A 16,440-nucleotide genomic window follows, 5' to 3' on the forward strand; every position below is an offset into this window, starting at 1 on the left:
GGCGAAAGGCTGGTGAGAACAGGCCGCCCGCCCGCCCTTTCTGCCTCTAAAATCCCACTTCAACGGCTCTCCATGTTGAGCCGCTTTTTATTTCCGGAGTTCACGCATGACCGCTCACATTGAAGCCGCCTCACCGCACACCATGAACACCTATGGCCGACTGCCGATCGCACTCAGCCATGGTCAAGGTTGCCGAGTCTGGGACGTCAATGGCAAGGAGTACCTCGACGCATTGGCCGGTATTGCCGTGAACACCCTGGGGCACAACCACCCCGATTTGGTGCCTGCGCTGCAGGACCAGCTGGCCAAGATGATCCACAGCTGCAACTACTTCCATGTGCCCAACGCCGAAGTGCTGGCGGCCAAGCTGGTCGAGTTGTCGGGCATGACGAATGTATTTTTCTGCTGCACCGGCCTGGAAGCCAACGAGGCGGCCATCAAACTGGCGCGCAAATACGGTCACGACAAGGGCATCGACAAACCCGAGATCGTGGTCTACGAAAAAGCCTTCCACGGCCGCAGCATCGCCACCCTGAGCGCCACGGCCAACGAGAAGCTGAAAAAAGGCTTTGGCCCTATGCTTGAAGGCTTTGTGCGCGTGCCGGTCAACGACATTGAAGCCCTCAAAAAAGCGACCGAAGGCAACCCCAATGTGGTGGCCGTGTTCATGGAAACGATCCAGGGCGAAGGCGGCATCAACCCCATGCGCATCGAATACCTGCAGCAAGTGCGCGCCCTGTGCGACCAAAAAGACTGGCTGATGATGATCGACGAGGTGCAGTGCGGCATGGGCCGCACGGGCAAATGGTTTGCCCACCAGTGGGCAGGCATCGTGCCCGACGTGATGCCGCTGGCCAAAGGCCTGGGCTCGGGCGTGCCGATTGGCGCGGTGGTGGCGGGCCCCAATGCCGCCAACATCTTCCAACCCGGCAACCACGGCACCACCTTTGGTGGCAACCCGCTGGCCATGCGCGCCGGGGTCGAGACCATCCGCATCATGGAAAAAGACGGCCTGATGGCCAATGCAGAACGGGTGGGTGACCATCTGCGCGGTGCCCTTGAAAAAGCCCTGGCGGGCGTTCAGGGCGTGAAAGAGGTTCGCGGTCAAGGCCTGATGTTGGGCATTGAACTGGACCGCCCCTGCGGTGCCATTTGGACCCGCGCGGCCGAAGCTGGGCTCCTGCTGAGCGTGACGGCCGACAGCGTGATCCGCCTGGTGCCACCGCTGGTCATGACCGAAGCCGAGGCTGATGAAGTGGTCGCGATTTTGGTGCCCTTGATCAAGACTTTTTTGGCAGAAACCCCATGAGCCTGACCCCACCTGTTCCCGTGCGGCACTACCTGCAGTTCACCGACCTCTCGGCTCAAGAGTACGCGCATGTGTTTGCACGCGCCGCCGAAATCAAGCGCAAGTTCAAGGCCTACGAAAAATACCACCCGCTGGCCGACCGCACGCTGGCCATGATTTTTGAAAAAGCCAGCACCCGAACCCGCGTGAGCTTTGAAGCGGGCATGTACCAGCTCGGCGGCTCGGTGGTGCACCTGACCACCGGCGACAGCCAACTGGGGCGCTCCGAGCCCATCGAAGACAGCGCCCGCGTCATCAGCCGCATGACCGACATCGTCATGATCCGCACCTATGGCCAGGACAAGATCGAGCGCTTTGCTTCGCACTCGCGTGTGCCGGTCATCAACGGCCTGACCAACGAGTTCCACCCCTGCCAAATCCTGGCCGACATCTTCACCTACATCGAACACCGGGGTTCCATTCAGGGGAAAACCGTGGCTTGGGTGGGCGACGGCAACAACATGGCCAACACCTGGCTGCAGGCGGCCGAACTGCTGGGTTTCACGGTGCACCTGAGCACGCCCAGCGGCTACGAAGTGGACCAGGCCGTGGCCGGTTTGCGCAGCGCCGACAGCTACAAAATTTTCAAAGACCCCGAAGATGCCTGCCGAGGCGCAGATTTGGTCACCACCGACGTGTGGACCAGCATGGGCTTTGAGGCTGAAAACGAAGCGCGCAAGAAAGCCTTTGCCGACTGGTGCGTGGACGAAGCCATGATGCAAGTGGCCCAGCCCGACGCCCTGTTCATGCACTGCCTGCCCGCGCACCGGGGTGAAGAAGTCAGCGCCGAAGTCATTGACGGCCCGCAATCGGTCGTGTGGGACGAAGCCGAAAACCGCATGCATGCACAAAAAGCGCTGATGGAATTTTTGCTGCTGGGTCGCGTGAACGCCTGACATGTCTGCCTGCACCACCTGCGGCGCTTGCTGCGTCAGCTTCAGGGTGGACTTTTCTGTTTCCGAATACGAAGAAGGCGGCGGCGATGTCCCCGCCGGGCTGGCCTCACCCATCACCGAGCACACCTGCCGCATGCGCGGCACCGACCACAGCCCGCCACGCTGTGCAGCCCTGTATGGCAAAACGGGCGAAAAAGCGATCTGCGGCATTTACGAATGGCGACCTTCACCCTGCCGTGAGTTTGAAGAAGGCAGCCCCGCCTGCGAACAAGCGCGCCGCCGCCACGGCCTGCCTGCGCTCAACGCCTGAATTTCACGAGTGTTGGAAATAACCGACACCACGGTTTTTTCTGGGGTGCTACCTTCGAACACCATGAAAAAACTTTGGGACAAACTTTGGGATATATCCCCGCCTGTTGACGCGCACAGCCCTGTCTTTCCGGGCGACACGCATTACACCCAGCAATGGGCCGCCACGCTGTCGGACACCTGCCCGGTCAACGTGAGTGCCATCACGATGTCGCCGCATGTGGGCGCACATGCCGATGCGCCGCTGCACTATGACCCGCAAGGCGCGACCGTTGGCGCTTTGGACCTGCAGCCTTTTCTGGGCCATTGCCGCGTGATCCATTCGCTGGACGCAGGCCCCTTGATCACCATCGCCCACCTGCAGCACGCCCTGGCCGATCTGCCCCCACGCGTGCTGGTGCGCACTTACCGCCAGTTTCCACTCGCGCAGTTCGACCCCCAACTCACCGGTTTTGACCCCGCCTGCGTGCAGCACCTGGCCGATCTGGGCGTGCTGCTGATCGGCACCGACAGCGCCAGCATCGACCCGGCCGACAGCAAGCTGCTGCCCAGCCACCAGGCCATCCGCCAACGCGGCTTGCGCGTGCTGGAAAACCTGCTGCTTGATGACGTTCCGGAAGGCGATTACGAACTGATCGCCCTGCCCCTCAAACTCATGACCGCCGACGCCAGCCCGGTGCGAGCGGTGTTGCGCGAACTTTGAAACGCCATTTGAAAGACTCACCCATGATGAACCTCACCCCCACCCTGCAAGACTGCGAACTGCTGGACGCGCAAGACCCTTTGCGAAGCCTGCGTGCGCAATTTGACCTGCCCACAGGGGTGATTTACCTGGACGGCAATTCGCTGGGCGTATTGCCCAAAACCGCCCCGGCCCGCGTGGCCCATGCCGTCACCCACGAATGGGGGCAAGACCTGATCAAAAGCTGGAACAGCGCCGGTTGGTTCAACCTGCCCCAACGCGTGGGCGACAAAATCGCCCGCGTCATCGGAGCCCAAGCCGGCGAAGTGATCGCCGCTGACAGCACCTCGATCAACCTGTTCAAAGTGCTGGCCGCCGCGCTGCACATCGCCGCCGCCGACCACCCGCACAAAACCAAAATCGTCAGCGAACGCAGCAACTTTCCGACAGACCTCTATATCGCCGAAGCCCTGTGCAAAGAACGCGGCTACACCCTCCAACTGGTCGAAGCCGACGACATCGCCACCGCCCTCCAACCCGATGTGGCGGTGCTCATGCTCACCCATGTGAACTACCGCACCGGCACCATGCACAACATGCAGGCCGTCACCGCGCAGGCCCACGCGCAAGACATCCTGACGGTGTGGGACCTGGCACACAGTGCAGGCGCGGTGCCGGTGGACCTGAACGGCTCAGGGGCCGACTTTGCGGTGGGCTGCGGCTACAAATACTTGAACGGCGGCCCCGGCGCGCCGGCTTTTGTGTGGGTACACCCGCAACACACCGACCGCTTTTGGCAACCGCTGGCGGGATGGTGGGGCCACGCCGCACCCTTTGCCTTCACGCCCGACTACCAACCCGCCAAGGGCATCACCCGCTACCAGTGCGGCACGCAGCCCATCTTGAGCCTCACGGCGCTGGACTGCGGCTTGGACGCTTTTTTGAGTGCCCAAGCGCTGGGCGGCATGGCCGCGCTGCGCCAAAAATCGCTGGCGCTCACGGGCCTGTTCATGCAACTGGTGCGCACGCGCTTGCACGGCCACGGCTTTGGCATCGCCACACCGACTGAGGAAGCCCTGCGCGGCTCACAAGTGAGCCTGACCCGCTCCGATGGTGCCTACGCCATCGTGCAAGCCTTGATCGCACGCGGCGTGATCGGCGACTTCCGCGCGGGCGACGGCGGCCAGCACCCAGACATCCTGCGCTTTGGATTCACGCCGATGTACATCGGTTACGCCGATGTGTGGCACGCTGCAGATCACTTGGTCCAAGTCATGGAAAGCGGCGAATGGCAAGACGCCCGCTTCGCCCAGAAAAACGCCGTGACCTGAAAGACACCCCATGAGTTCCTGCCCTTTTTCCTCCGCACCCAACACGGTCAACGCAGTGCCCGGCGAGCGCATCGTGCAAGAAGAAAAAGCCCAGCTCGACTTTGACGGTCGCATGAGCTACGGCGACTACCTGCAGCTCGATGCGATCCTGAATGCACAACAACCGCTCTCGCCCGACCACAACGAGATGCTGTTCATCGTGCAGCACCAAACCAGCGAGTTGTGGATGAAGCTGATGCTGCACGAGCTGCAAGCGGCCATGGGCAACATCGCAGCGGACGAACTGCCCGATGCCTTCAAAAAGCTCGCCCGCGTCAGCCGCATCATGGAGCAACTGGTGCACGCTTGGGACGTGCTGGCCACCATGACGCCGCCTGAGTACAGCGCCATCCGCCCCTACCTGGCGCAGTCCAGCGGTTTCCAAAGCTGGCAATACCGCTGCATCGAATTTGCGATGGGCAACAAAAATGCGGCCATGCTGCAGCCCCACGCGCACCGCCCCGACCTGTCGGCCATCGTGCAGGTGGCCTACGAAGCGCCGTCGCTGTACGACGAGTGCTTGCGCCTTTTGAAGCGCCGTGGCCTGGATGTGCCGGGCACCCACACCCAGCGCGACTGGCGTCAACCCTACCCAGCAAGCGTTGCGGTCGAGAACGCCTGGCTCGTGGTTTACCGAAACCCCAAGGCACATTGGGACCTGTACCAACTGGGCGAAGAACTGACCGATCTGGAAGACGCCTTCCGCTTGTGGCGCTTTCGGCATGTGACCACGGTGGAGCGCGTGATCGGCTTCAAGCGCGGCACGGGCGGCACAGGCGGCGTGAGCTATTTGCGCAAGATGCTGGACACTGTGCTCTTCCCGGAAATCTGGACGCTGCGCACGCAGCTGTGAATGGCTTCACCACCAGAACGGCAAGGCCAACGACAGCGCAGGGCCAGGCGAGCGCATCGTGCAGGCAGCTGACTGAAGCCCCTTGGCTGCACGACGCATGTTGGCTGTGATTTGGCAAGGGGCTGGCCTGAGCCAAAAGGGCTGTGTGATGTGTGCCTTGTGAGGACAAGTTTTTACAATTCACTGCGCCTGAAAGCCGCTGGCTTTGATGATGCGCGTCCACGTGGCGGTATAGGCTTTTTCGCGAGCATCCAGTTGTTGTGGACTGAGGTAGCCAACGCTCAGACCCATCGCGGTGAGGCGTTCTCTGACGTCGGCTTGCGCCACCACTTTGGAGACGGCTTCGGCGAGGCGGTCGATTTGGGCTTTGGGCGTGCCCTGCGGCGCCCAGATGCCATAGTAGGGCAAGTCTTCAAAGCCGCTCATGCCCAGCTCCGAGAACGTGGGCACTTCGGGCAAGAGGGCTTGGCGTTTAGCACCCAGCACGGCCACTATGCGCAGCTTGCCCGCTTTGTGGTTTTCGATGAAGTCGGGCACCGAGGCCACGCCTGCGGCAATTTGGTTGCCCAGCATGTCGGCCATCAGCGGGGCACTGCCGCGATAAGGAGCAGATTTAAGGTCTAACTGGAATTTGTCGGCGACGACTTTTACCAAAAACTCGGGCACCGAAGCCGGTGCGGGGACACCCACCGTGTCTTTGCCCTTGGTCTTGACCCAGGCGATGTATTCATTGAGCGACTTGGCGGGTGTACCGCCAGAGACGGCCATCACATTGACGAAAGTGGCAAAGCCCGCCACGGGCGTGAAATCTTGTGCCGGGTTAAAGCCCGGGTTTTTGACCACTTGCGGCAAGATGGAAATGCTGTGGTCGTGCGAGAGGAACAACACCGAGCCATCAGCGGGTGCGGCCTTAAGCGCTTGGGCGGCGAGTTGTCCGCCCGCTCCTGCTTTGTTGTCCACCAAGACGTTGACGCCCAATTGGTCTTTGAGTTTTTCAGCCAACAAGCGCGCGATCGCGTCCGTGCCACCGCCGGGCGGAAAGCCCACCATCAGACGCACCGTGTTTTGCGCGTGGGCGTTGGGGCAAGCCAAGCTAAAAGCCGCAAGGGCGCTGAGCAGCAGTCGACGGCTTGTGAAAACCAATGAAAACATGGCAAAACTCCTAAGTGAATGAAGAAAAATCAATCCAGTCAACGGCCACTGCGTCGCACCTTGCCCGCTGACCCGGGGCCTCGACGGTGGCGACAAACAAAGCGGTTGGAATGCCGTCCATGATCTTGAGCAGACGTTAAACCAAAGCACATGGAGACGATTATGGCCCAGGTCTCGGGCATCACAAGCAACCTGAACGGCGCTCACCCCCCTCGCAGCGTCTTGAGGATTTTTTGCCCCCCGCGACCACTGGCATCCATACCCAGACGCTTTTGTTCGGCGCGGATCGCCTCGCGCGATTTGTCGCCCAACATGCCGTCGATGGGGCCGATGTCGTGGCCGCGCATCGTCAGCAAGCCCTGCAGCTCGCGCCGCTCGGCACGTGACAAACCTGCGTCATCGGTGGGCCAAGGTGTGGCGAATGGGCCACCGCCGCGCAGCCGGTCGCTCAGGTGGGCAATGGCCAGGCCATAGCTTTCAGCGGCGTTGTAGCTGTAGAGCGCGTCAAAGTTGCGCGTCACCAAAAACGCCGGGCCGTTGGCCCCAGCCAGCGTCAGCAAGCCCACGTTGCCCAAACTTTCTGGCAAAGCAGCGCCATCGATGCGGCGCACGCCACGGGCGGACCATTCAGACACCGGACGCTTGCTGCGCCTGCCCTCTCCGGCCAAAGAGATGCCTGCTGGCAACTTCACCTCAATGCCCCAAGGCAAGCCGCGCTGCCAGCCTGCTCGGGCCAAAAAGTTGGCCGTTGACCCCAGCGCATCCACGCTGCTGTCCATCAGGTCGGCGCGGCCGTCGCCGTCAAAGTCCACCGCCAAGCGCTCGAAGGTGGTGGGCATGAACTGGGTGTGGCCAAAGGCCCCCGCCCACGAGCCCACCAAGCGCTCGGGCGCGATGTGCCCGGCTTGCAAAATGCGCAGCGCCGCGAAAAACTCGCCCCTGAAAAAAGCTTGCCGCCGCCCGTGGCAAGACAGTGTGCCCAGCGCCTGCACCAGTGGGTATTTGCCAAAGGTCTGGCCAAAATTGCTCTCCACACCCCACACCGCCACCACCGTGGCCGGGTCCACGCCAAAGCGCTCTTCGGCTCTTTCAAGCGCCTGACGGTGTTGGGTCAACCGCGCCGCACCATCGGCCACGCGTTCTTCGTCCACCAGGGCCGACATGTAGTCCCAAATGGCGGTGCGAAATTCGGGCTGAAAGTTCAGCTTCTCGATCACGCTGAAATCGGCCTGCAGCCCCGCCGTGTGGCGCGCCCAGGTGGTGTCGTTCACCCGGCCCGTGCGCGCAGCCGAACGCAGCTCGGCCATGCAGGCCGACAAATCGGTGCTTTGCGCCCAAGCGGCGGGTGCGAGCAAAGCACTGGCCAGCACAAGGGCAGTGGTGAATGGGTTGGATGGGCGTGGTGTCATGAAGAAAAGTCCCTGAAAGTGGATGGATTGCCCGAAATCGGCCCATCGCCATACAACCATGGCACATCCATGACCCGCTCCCCCATGAGCCGCATCGACAGGTTGCGCCCCAGCGCCACAGGGCCAGTCGCGTGGAAGATGCGGCCATTGCGGATGGCGCGCGCTTGCACGCGGGCGTTGCGCGCCCAGCGTTGCTCCGCATAGGCCTGCAAATGCTGGACGACCGATGCGCTGCCTGTGCTCAAGCTCTGCGCCAGCACCTGAGCGTCTTCGATGGCCATACCCGCGCCCTGCGCCAAATAGGGCCGCATGGGGTGAGCGGCATCCCCCAGCAAAGCCACACGTCCCTGGGCCATTTGGCTGGGTGCACCCATGGGCGCTCGGTCGTGCAGCGCCCACTGGCGCCAGACCGTCACCGACGCCAGTCGTTCGTGCAAATCATGGCCCACCGCGCCCATGGCCTGCATCAGCGCCTGCGCGTGCCCGGCTGCGTCCCAAGCTTCGGCCTGCGCAGGTTTGTCGCCCTGCACGATGGCCACCAAATTGAGCCACTGCCCGCTGCGCACCGGGTAATGCACCACATGCAGTCGCGGCCCCATCCACACGGTGACTTGGTCGCTGCGCAAATGCGCGGGCAAATCGGCCTGCGCCACCAGCGCCCGATACGCCAAGTGCCCAGTAAAGCGCGCTGGGGCATCGCCGAGCAACTGCTGACGCACCCCGCTCCACACGCCGTCGGCCCCGATCAAGGCGCTGGCTTGCAGGCTGGCGCCATTGGCCGTATCCACTTTCAAACCTTTTGGGGCTTCACGCCAGCCCTTCACAGTCTGATTCAGACGAACATCCACACCCGCAGCCTGGGCCGCTGCGTGCAGCAAGCTTTGCAGGTCGGCCCGGTGGATGGTGGCGTAAGGCGCGCCATACCGTGCTTGCGCCCGCGCGCCCAAATTCAGCGTGCCCAGCACCTGCCCGGTTTGGGCATCACGCGCTTGCAACTGCTCAGGGAAAGCCGCCACCTGCGACAGCGCCGCACCCAAGCCCCAGGCCTGCAAAATGCGCGTCACATTAGGCCCAATCTGAATGCCCGCGCCCACCTCGCTCAGCTGCGCTGCGCGCTCGAGCAACTGCACCGGCACCCCGCGCTGCGCACACGCCACAGCAGCGGCCAGGCCGCCAATACCGCCGCCTGCAATCACCACCTGCCAAAGCCCTGCTTGGGCCATGTTGCTTGTCATGCGTCCATTGTGCCCCGGCGAAGGGATCAAATGGCCCTGACCCAGACCCTGTTTGTTGCATGAAAAACGAATCAACAAGCGATTTTCGATCTACTTCTCGGGGGTGCCCCGCACGAGACGCACCCATATCGTGTCCGGCTTCGTCAACGCGTCGGACAACGCCAAATTCGGCGCGGTTGACCCCAACTGCAAAGTTGACCTGGCCAAAAATTGGTTTTCCTCGCATTTGGCCTTGGTGCCTGCGGCGGAAGCAGCGACGCAGAAAGCAACAGCGTTGGCTCTTACAACGGCGTGAAGCTGGACAACATCGAGGGCATCACTGGGGTCCACGCCCAGCGAACGGAAAGCGAACCCTGGTTCTGGTGGCCGACAACAACTTTGCAGACGATCAAGTGACCCAGTTTTTGGCGTATGAGGTGCGACCCAAGTGATGGCCCTGGGGTGCCATCAGATTCGGCCCCTTCAGGCATCGCCCACAAGGAGTCCGTCGGGCGTTTTCCTCGAATCCTTGTTTGGTGGAGCCGAAAACCCTGCCGAACTTCATAATTCAATCAAACGATTGATTTATGAGTTTAAAATCGGCACCCATGTCGATGCATTTGCCTGAAACCTTGAGTGCCAAGCCCAAGCGCAGTGATGGGGCGCAGGCGCGCAACCGCCTGCTGGACGCTGCTTTGCAACTTTTTGCGGAGCAAGGTTTTGCCAAAACCTCCATCCGCGAGATTGCCTTGGCTGCGCAGGCCAATGTGGCCTCCATCAGCTATTACTTTGGCGACAAGGCGGGTTTGTACCGTGCCGTGTTCTCTGACCCGCGCACCAATCCGCCTTTGCCGCCCGAGGCACTGGAGGGGGCAGAAGTGTCGCTGGAGCAAGCGATCCGCCGTTTGTTGGCCAGTTTTTTGGAGCCGCTCAAGCAGGGGCATGTGCGTCAGCAACAGTACTTGAAGCTGTGCTTTCGCGAAATGCTGGAGCCCACCGGTGCCTGGCAGCACGAAATTGACACCGACATTGCGCCCACCCACCTGGCCCTGACCCGCAGGCTAAGCCTGCATGTCGGGCTCGCAGAGGCCGATGACGACATCCACCGGCTCGCCTTTTCCATCAGTGGCCTGGGAGTCATGCTCCATGTGGGCAATGACCTGTACACCCAGATCCGCCCCAGCCTGGTCAACACGCCGCAGACGATCGATGTGTATCTGGACCGCCTGGTGTCCTACGCACTGGCGCTCGTGGACGCCGAAGCACTGCGCCGCCGTGCGCAAGCCACCGATTTCCCTGCATCCGCCCCACTCCACGCCCCATGAAGCCCCTGCATTTACGAACCCTCACGGCCGCGTCAGTGGCACTGGCGCTCAACGGTTGCGCCATCGTCATGCCACCTGCCAAACCAGATGCCACGCCTGCCTTGCAGTGGCAGGCCCCATTGCCTCACCAGGGAGCCGTAGGTTCGCTGGCCCAGTGGTGGCACAAGCAGGGCGACCCGCTCTTGGTGGCGCTGATCGATGCGGCCCAGGCGGTAAGCCCCAACATGGCCCAAGCGCTGGCGCGTGTGGAATCCGCCCGCGCGCGGCGCACCGCCGCCAATGCAGCGTTGCTGCCCAAGCTGGATGCGGGTGTGAGCGCCAACCGAGATGTGAGTGCCAGCCGTGCTCTGAGCCTGCCACAAGTGCCAGTGGCAACCATCCAATCGGCGACCCTGCAAGCCAGTTGGGAGCTGGACCTCATGGGCGTCAACCGCGCAGTCAGCAATGCTGCAGACGCCCAGTTCCGGGGCACCCAGGCGCAGTGGCACGATGCCCGCGTGTCGGTGGCCGCCGAAGTGGCCACCACCTACTATGGCTACGCCACCTGCACCCAGTTGCTGGGTGTGGCGCGCAAAGACGCTGCCTCCCGCCTGGAGACATCGCGCCTGACCGAACTCAAAGCCACAGCCGGTTTTGTCGCGCCTTCGGATGCCGCCCTGGCACGCGCCAGCGCCGCCGATGGCAGTAGCCGTGTGACGCAACAACAAGCGGCGTGCGACTTGGATGTGAAAGCCCTGGTGGCCCTGACCGGCTTGCCCGAGCAGGATTTGCGAAAGAAACTGGCTGCAGCGCCCATCGAACGTGCGCAAGCAGCGCCTGTTTCCATAGCCAGTGTGCCTGCCCAAACCCTGACCCAACGCCCTGATGTGTTTGCCGCCGAGCGCGATGTGGTGGTCGCCAGCGCCCAGGTGGGCAGTGCCAAGGCCCAGCGCTACCCGCGCCTGACCCTGAGCGGTTCGGTCGGCGCACTGCGATTTAGCAGCATGGGCCGGGAGGCGAATCTGGACACCTGGTCCTTTGGCCCCTTGGCCGTGACGCTGCCTTTGTTTGATGGCGGTCAGCGCCAAGCCAATGTGCGGTCTGCCGAAGCTGCGTATGCGCAGAGTGTGTCGGTCTATCGCGGCAAGGTGCGCCAGGCCGTACGCGAGGTGGAAGAGGCGCTGGTCAACCTGCAAAGCACCGATGCCCGCAAGCAGGACGCTGTCGTGGCCACCGCTGGCTATGCCCAGTCCTTGTCAGCCACTCAGGCGCGCTACAGCCAAGGCCTGGCCAGCTTGATGGAACTGGAAGAAGCACGCCGCAATGCGCTGACCGCCGAGTCGGCCCAGCTTTCGCTGGGACTGGAACGCAACCGCGCCTGGGTCTCGCTCTACCGCGCCCTGGGTGGCGGTTTTTAAGCCGACCAGACCCACCCCTGATCACGACGTATTTTTTGTTGTCACCTCTTTGAGCGCAAAGCCATGAACCAAGTTCAATTCAAACCCCTGACCCTGGGTCTTTTGACCGCCTGTGTGCTGACCCTCGCCGGCCTCGGCCTTTTTGCCAGCCGCACCCAGGCGGCAGACGCCCCCAAGGCCGCCACTGCACCCAAGGCAGCCTTGACCGTATCCTCGGTGCAGGCCAAAAGCAGCCAGTTGCCCGTGAAGCTGTCGGCCAACGGTGGCGTGGCCGCCTGGCAGGAAGCCAGTGTGGGCTCGGAAGCCAGCGGCCTGCGTGTGGCCGAGCTGCACGTCGGGGTAGGCGATAGCGTCAAGCGCGGCCAGGTGCTGGCCACCTTTGCATCAGAAAGCGTGCAGGCCGACGTGGCGCTGACACGAGCCAGTCTGAACGAGGCGCAGGCCAATGCAGCCGAAGCGCTGGCCAACGGCGACCGCGCGCGCGCCGTGCAGGGCACCGGGGCTGTCAGCGCCCAGCAGATCAACCAGTACCTCACCCAAGAGGCCACCGCCAAGGCGCGTGTGGCATCGGCCCAAGCCCAATTGGATGCCCAATTGCTGCGCCTGAAGCAGACCCAACTGCTCGCACCGGACGGCGGCATCATCTCCGCCCGCAGCGCCAGTTTGGGTGCGGTGGTGAGCGCCGGAACCGAGATGTTCAAGCTCATCCGCCAGGGGCGGCTGGAGTGGCGTGGTGAAGTGACATCGGCCGAGTTTGGCCGCATACGCCCTGGCATGGCCGTGCTGGTCACCTCGCCCGGCGGCGTGCAGGCCAAGGGCAAGGTGCGCATGCTGGCCCCCACAGTGGATACCACCACCCGCAACGGTTTGGTCTATGTGGACTTGCTGGCTGCATCGTCTGCCGGCCAGTCGCTGAGCGCAGCCTTCAAGCCCGGCATGTATGCACGTGGCGAGTTCGAGCTGGGCAGCACCTGGGCACTGAGCGTGCCACAAACCGCGGTGGTGGTGCGCGACGGCTTCAGCTATGTCTACCGCGTGGGCATCGACAACAAGGTCAGTCAACTCAAAGTGCAGACCGGCCGTGTGGTGGGTGATCAAATCGAAATCCTGAGTGGCGTGAAGCCAGAGGACAAGTTGGTGGCCAGCGGCGGCAGCTTTCTGAGTGAAGGCGACACCGTGAAGGTGGTGGACGCTGCAGATTCCAAGCCCAAACCGGCTGCAGCGCCCATAGCGGCTACGAAATAAGGAGCAAAGCACATGCGCCCCCACATTCACTTGCGTTCATGCCCCCCCAAGGGGGCGCCCGCCTCCTTTGATGCGGCTCGGCAGGAGGCGGTATGAACGTCTCCTCGTGGTCGATCAAGAACCCCATACCGGCGGGCATGCTCTTTGTGATGCTGTCCTTCGCCGGCATGCTGGCTTTCAGCAGCATGAAGGTGCAGCAGTTCCCTGACCTGGAGCTGCCCAACATCACCATCTCGGCCAGCCTGCCCGGTGCGGCGCCGGCCCAACTGGAAACCGAATTGGCCCGCAAGCTGGAGAACGCGATTGCGTCCATCCAGGGACTGAAAAACATCTACACCAAGGTGCAGGATGGTGGCGTGTCCATCACCGCCGAGTTCCGCTTGGAAAAACCCGCGCAGGAAGCGCTGGACGAAGTGCGCAGCGCCGTGCAGAGCGTGCGCAGTGAGCTGCCCAATGACGTGCGCGACCCGGTCATCAACAAGGTGAACCTCTCGGGCGCGCCCATTCTGGCGCTCACCATCCGCTCGTCCAAGATGGACGACGAGGCCTTGAGCTGGTTCGTGGACAACACGGTATCGCGCCGCCTGCTGGGCGTGAAGGGTGTGGGCTCGGTAGTCCGTGTGGGCGGGGTCACCCGCAGGGTGGATGTTGCCCTCGACCCCATCAAGCTGCAAGGTCTGGGTGTTACGGCGGCTGACATTTCGCGCCAGCTCAAGCAAGTGCAGACCGAGAGCGCTGGCGGCCGTGCCGACTTGGGCGGCAGCGAGCAGCCCATGCGCACCTTGGCTACTGTCAAGACCGCCGAAGAGTTGGCCAATCTGGAGCTGACGCTGTCCAACGGCCAGCGTGTGCGGCTGGATCAAGTAGCCACCGTCAAAGACACGATTGCCGAGCCGCGTGCGGCAGCGCTGCTCAACGGTGTGCCGGTGGTGGGGTTCGAGATCACCCGCAGCAAAGGGGCGAGCGAGGTGGAAGTGGGTGCAGCCGTGAATGCGGCCATGGACGAACTCAAAGCCCAGCACCCCGACATTGAGCTCACCCTGGCCTTTGACTTCGTCAAGCCGGTGGCCGAAGAGTTTGATGCATCCATGAATATGCTCTATGAGGGCGCGGTACTGGCGGTGATTGTGGTGTGGCTGTTCCTGCGCAACTGGCGTGCAACCTTTGTGTCGGCCGTGGCCTTGCCTTTGTCCGTGATCCCGGCTTTCATCGGCATGGCCTACTTGGGCTTCTCCATCAATACGGTGACACTGCTCGCGCTGTCGCTGGTGATCGGCGTGGTAGTGGACGACGCGATTGTGGAAGTCGAAAACATCGAGCGTCACCTGCACATGGGCAAGACACCCTACCAGGCCGCCATGGAAGCGGCAGATGAAATCGGCCTGGCCGTGGTAGCCACCACCTTCACCCTGATTGCCGTGTTTTTGCCCACTGCGTTCATGAGCGGCATCCCCGGCAAGTTCTTCAAACAGTTCGGCTGGACCGCAGCACTGGCCGTGTTCGCCTCGTTGGTGGTGGCCCGGGTGCTTACACCCATGATGGCCGCCTACATCATGAAGCGCAGCCCGCGCGAACACAAAGACCCGTTCTGGATGGGCACCTACATGCGCGCCAGCCGTTGGGCCTTGAACCACCGCTGGATCACCATCGGCGCAGCCGCTGCATTCTTTGTGGGGTCCATCCTGCTGATTCCCCTTTTGCCGACTGGCTTCATTCCGCCGGACGACAACTCCCAGACGCAGGTGTACATCGAGCTGCCACCGGGCTCCACGCTCAAGCAAACGCGCGATGCAGCCGAGCACGCTCGCCAGTTGCTGGACAAGGTCGATCACATCCAGAGCATCTACACCACCATCGGTGGTGGTGCGGCGGGTTCCGACCCTTTTGCGCCTCCGGGCACTACTGAAGTCCGCAAGGCCACGCTCACCGTGCTGTTGACCGAGCGCGGCCAGCGCCCGCGCAAGCAGGGCATTGAGAACGCCATCCGCGCGGCCATGGCCGAAGTGCCCGGCATCCGCAGCAAAGTAGGCCTGGGCGGCAGTGGCGAGAAGTACCAGTTGGTGCTCACCGGCGAAGACCCCATGGCCTTGGCCAGCGCTGCGGCAGCGGTGGAGCGTGACTTGCGCACCATCCCCGGCCTGGGCAGCATCACCTCCAGCGCGAGCCTGATCCGCTCTGAAATTGCAGTACGCCCCGACTTTGCCAAAGCGGCAGACTTGGGCGTGACCAGCGCTTCCATCGGTGAGACCTTGCGCATTGCCACCCTGGGTGATTACGACACCTCGCTGGCCAAACTCAACCTCAGCCAGCGCCAGGTGCCGATCCTGGTCAAGCTGGACGACTCCGCGCGCCAGGACCTGGACCTGCTCGGCCGCTTGGCGGTGCCCGGCGTCAAAGGCCCGGTCATGCTCAGCCAGGTTGCGACGCTCGAAGTGAGCGGTGGACCGGCGGTGATCGACCGCCTGAACCGCTCGCGCAACATCACCTTTGAAGTGGAACTCTCCGGCGCGCCGCTGGGGGATGTGACCGAGGCGGTGCAAAAGCTGTCCTCGATTGCCAACCTGCCGCCCGGCGTGAAGCAATTGGCTTTGGGCGATGCCGAATTCATGGGTGAGCTGTTTGCCAGCTTCGGCCTTGCCATGCTGACCGGTGTGCTGTGCATCTACATTGTGCTGGTCTTGTTGTTCAAGGACTTCTTGCAGCCCATCACCATTTTGGCGGCCTTGCCGCTGTCCCTGGGTGGTGCGTTTGTGGGCTTGCTGGTGGTGAACCAGAGTTTCTCCATGCCATCGCTCATCGGACTCATCATGCTGATGGGCATTGCGACCAAGAACTCCATTTTGCTGGTGGAGTACGCGATCTTGGCATGCCGGGGCAACGATGGCCGTGACGGTCATCCTGTGGCGGCTCCCATGAGCCGGTTTGACGCCCTGATGGATGCCTGCCACAAACGCGCGCGCCCTATCGTCATGACCACCCTCGCCATGGGCGCGGGCATGGTGCCGCTGGCGGTAGGCTGGGGCGCTGCAGACAACAGCTTCCGCAGCCCAATGGCGGTGGCAGTGATTGGCGGACTGATCACGTCCACCGTGCTGAGCTTGCTGGTGATTCCGTCCGTTTTTACCGTGGTGGACGATCTGGAGCACTGGTTGGGCCGCATCCAACGCCGGTTGCTGCGCGAAAAACCAGCGGCGCAGGCTATGCCCAGGCAATAGCCACTCTGGTACTGCGGACGGGTGT

The 16,440-nt window shown here is 62.7% G+C and carries 14 protein-coding genes and 1 pseudogene; 12 read left to right on the plus strand and 3 right to left on the minus strand.

Features of this window, described 5'->3' with window-relative positions; translation table 11 throughout:
- Positions 1-106 precede the first annotated feature (106 nt).
- The 6 genes from HEQ17_RS08440 to kynA all read left to right on the plus strand — a co-directional run bounded on the left by HEQ17_RS08440 (position 107) and on the right by kynA (position 5,458).
- Entirely contained in the window at positions 107-1,309 is a 1,203-nt protein-coding gene (locus HEQ17_RS08440; RefSeq protein WP_296292325.1) for an aspartate aminotransferase family protein, read from the plus strand.
- Positions 1,306-2,244: an ornithine carbamoyltransferase gene (argF, locus tag HEQ17_RS08445; RefSeq protein ID WP_296292326.1), complete on the plus strand. Its 939-nt coding sequence runs from the start codon at positions 1,306-1,308 to the stop codon at positions 2,242-2,244. Before HEQ17_RS08440 ends, argF begins: the two co-directional genes overlap by 4 nt.
- Before the next feature lies 1 nt (position 2,245).
- Positions 2,246-2,554, plus strand: a complete 309-nt coding sequence (locus HEQ17_RS08450) for a YkgJ family cysteine cluster protein (RefSeq protein ID WP_296292327.1) — start codon at positions 2,246-2,248, stop codon at positions 2,552-2,554.
- Between the two features lie 63 nt (positions 2,555-2,617).
- Positions 2,618-3,256: an arylformamidase gene (gene kynB, locus HEQ17_RS08455; RefSeq protein WP_296292328.1), complete on the plus strand. Its 639-nt coding sequence runs from the start codon at positions 2,618-2,620 to the stop codon at positions 3,254-3,256.
- A gap of 23 nt (positions 3,257-3,279) precedes the next feature.
- Entirely contained in the window at positions 3,280-4,566 is a 1,287-nt protein-coding gene (gene kynU / locus HEQ17_RS08460; protein WP_296292329.1) for a kynureninase, read from the plus strand.
- 10 nt (positions 4,567-4,576) lie between these two features.
- A complete protein-coding gene (gene kynA, locus HEQ17_RS08465) occupies positions 4,577-5,458 on the plus strand; it encodes a tryptophan 2,3-dioxygenase (RefSeq protein WP_296292330.1) in 882 nt (293 codons plus the stop codon).
- 180 nt (positions 5,459-5,638) lie between these two features.
- Here kynA and HEQ17_RS08470 read toward each other — a convergent pair whose 3' ends face one another.
- The 3 genes from HEQ17_RS08470 to HEQ17_RS08480 all read right to left on the minus strand — a co-directional run bounded on the left by HEQ17_RS08470 (position 5,639) and on the right by HEQ17_RS08480 (position 9,254).
- Entirely contained in the window at positions 5,639-6,610 is a 972-nt protein-coding gene (locus tag HEQ17_RS08470; RefSeq protein ID WP_296292331.1) for a Bug family tripartite tricarboxylate transporter substrate binding protein, read from the minus strand.
- A 203-nt stretch (positions 6,611-6,813) separates the two neighbouring features.
- Entirely contained in the window at positions 6,814-8,019 is a 1,206-nt protein-coding gene (locus HEQ17_RS08475; RefSeq protein ID WP_296292332.1) for a lytic murein transglycosylase, read from the minus strand.
- On the minus strand, positions 8,016-9,254 hold the full coding sequence (locus HEQ17_RS08480) for an FAD-dependent monooxygenase (protein WP_296292333.1): 1,239 nt from the start codon (positions 9,252-9,254) through the stop codon (positions 8,016-8,018). The genes HEQ17_RS08475 and HEQ17_RS08480 overlap by 4 nt, the downstream gene beginning before the upstream one ends.
- A gap of 130 nt (positions 9,255-9,384) precedes the next feature.
- On the opposite strand from HEQ17_RS08480, the gene HEQ17_RS08485 reads away from it, so the two are divergent.
- The 6 genes and pseudogenes from HEQ17_RS08485 to HEQ17_RS08505 all read left to right on the plus strand — a co-directional run bounded on the left by HEQ17_RS08485 (position 9,385) and on the right by HEQ17_RS08505 (position 16,415).
- Positions 9,385-9,549 (plus strand): hypothetical protein, encoded by a 165-nt coding sequence (locus HEQ17_RS08485; RefSeq protein WP_296292334.1) that lies wholly within the window; start codon positions 9,385-9,387, stop codon positions 9,547-9,549.
- Positions 9,534-9,685, plus strand: a pseudogene (locus HEQ17_RS16020) (esterase-like activity of phytase family protein); the annotation flags it as partial. The gene HEQ17_RS08485 and the pseudogene HEQ17_RS16020, both read left to right, overlap by 16 nt.
- A 135-nt stretch (positions 9,686-9,820) precedes the next feature.
- Positions 9,821-10,558: a CerR family C-terminal domain-containing protein gene (locus tag HEQ17_RS08490; protein ID WP_296292335.1), complete on the plus strand. Its 738-nt coding sequence runs from the start codon at positions 9,821-9,823 to the stop codon at positions 10,556-10,558.
- Complete coding sequence (locus HEQ17_RS08495) at positions 10,555-11,955, plus strand: efflux transporter outer membrane subunit (RefSeq protein ID WP_296292336.1); 1,401 nt, start codon at positions 10,555-10,557, stop codon at positions 11,953-11,955. The genes HEQ17_RS08490 and HEQ17_RS08495 overlap by 4 nt, the downstream gene beginning before the upstream one ends.
- Positions 11,956-12,018: 63 nt before the next feature.
- On the plus strand, positions 12,019-13,200 hold the full coding sequence (locus HEQ17_RS08500; RefSeq protein WP_296292337.1) for an efflux RND transporter periplasmic adaptor subunit: 1,182 nt from the start codon (positions 12,019-12,021) through the stop codon (positions 13,198-13,200).
- A 92-nt stretch (positions 13,201-13,292) separates the two neighbouring features.
- A complete protein-coding gene (locus tag HEQ17_RS08505) occupies positions 13,293-16,415 on the plus strand; it encodes an efflux RND transporter permease subunit (protein WP_296292338.1) in 3,123 nt (1,040 codons plus the stop codon).
- The last annotated feature ends 25 nt before the right edge of the window (positions 16,416-16,440 follow it).

The organism is Limnohabitans sp. (genome assembly GCF_023910625.1).
Taxonomy (GTDB): Bacteria; Pseudomonadota; Gammaproteobacteria; order Burkholderiales; family Burkholderiaceae_C; genus Limnohabitans_A.

Coding starts and splice junctions, on each gene's coding strand:
- kynB (WP_296292328.1), top strand. CDS start 2,618: ATGAAAAAACTTTGGGACAAACTTTGGGATATATCCCCGCCTGTTGAC.
- HEQ17_RS08450 (WP_296292327.1), top strand. CDS start 2,246: ATGTCTGCCTGCACCACCTGCGGCGCTTGCTGCGTCAGCTTCAGGGTG.
- HEQ17_RS08470 (WP_296292331.1), bottom strand. CDS start 6,610: ATGTTTTCATTGGTTTTCACAAGCCGTCGACTGCTGCTCAGCGCCCTT.
- HEQ17_RS08480 (WP_296292333.1), bottom strand. CDS start 9,254: ATGACAAGCAACATGGCCCAAGCAGGGCTTTGGCAGGTGGTGATTGCA.
- HEQ17_RS08500 (WP_296292337.1), top strand. CDS start 12,019: ATGAACCAAGTTCAATTCAAACCCCTGACCCTGGGTCTTTTGACCGCC.
- kynA (WP_296292330.1), top strand. CDS start 4,577: ATGAGTTCCTGCCCTTTTTCCTCCGCACCCAACACGGTCAACGCAGTG.
- HEQ17_RS08475 (WP_296292332.1), bottom strand. CDS start 8,019: ATGACACCACGCCCATCCAACCCATTCACCACTGCCCTTGTGCTGGCC.
- HEQ17_RS08495 (WP_296292336.1), top strand. CDS start 10,555: ATGAAGCCCCTGCATTTACGAACCCTCACGGCCGCGTCAGTGGCACTG.
- argF (WP_296292326.1), top strand. CDS start 1,306: ATGAGCCTGACCCCACCTGTTCCCGTGCGGCACTACCTGCAGTTCACC.
- HEQ17_RS08505 (WP_296292338.1), top strand. CDS start 13,293: ATGAACGTCTCCTCGTGGTCGATCAAGAACCCCATACCGGCGGGCATG.
- HEQ17_RS08490 (WP_296292335.1), top strand. CDS start 9,821: ATGAGTTTAAAATCGGCACCCATGTCGATGCATTTGCCTGAAACCTTG.
- HEQ17_RS08440 (WP_296292325.1), top strand. CDS start 107: ATGACCGCTCACATTGAAGCCGCCTCACCGCACACCATGAACACCTAT.
- kynU (WP_296292329.1), top strand. CDS start 3,280: ATGATGAACCTCACCCCCACCCTGCAAGACTGCGAACTGCTGGACGCG.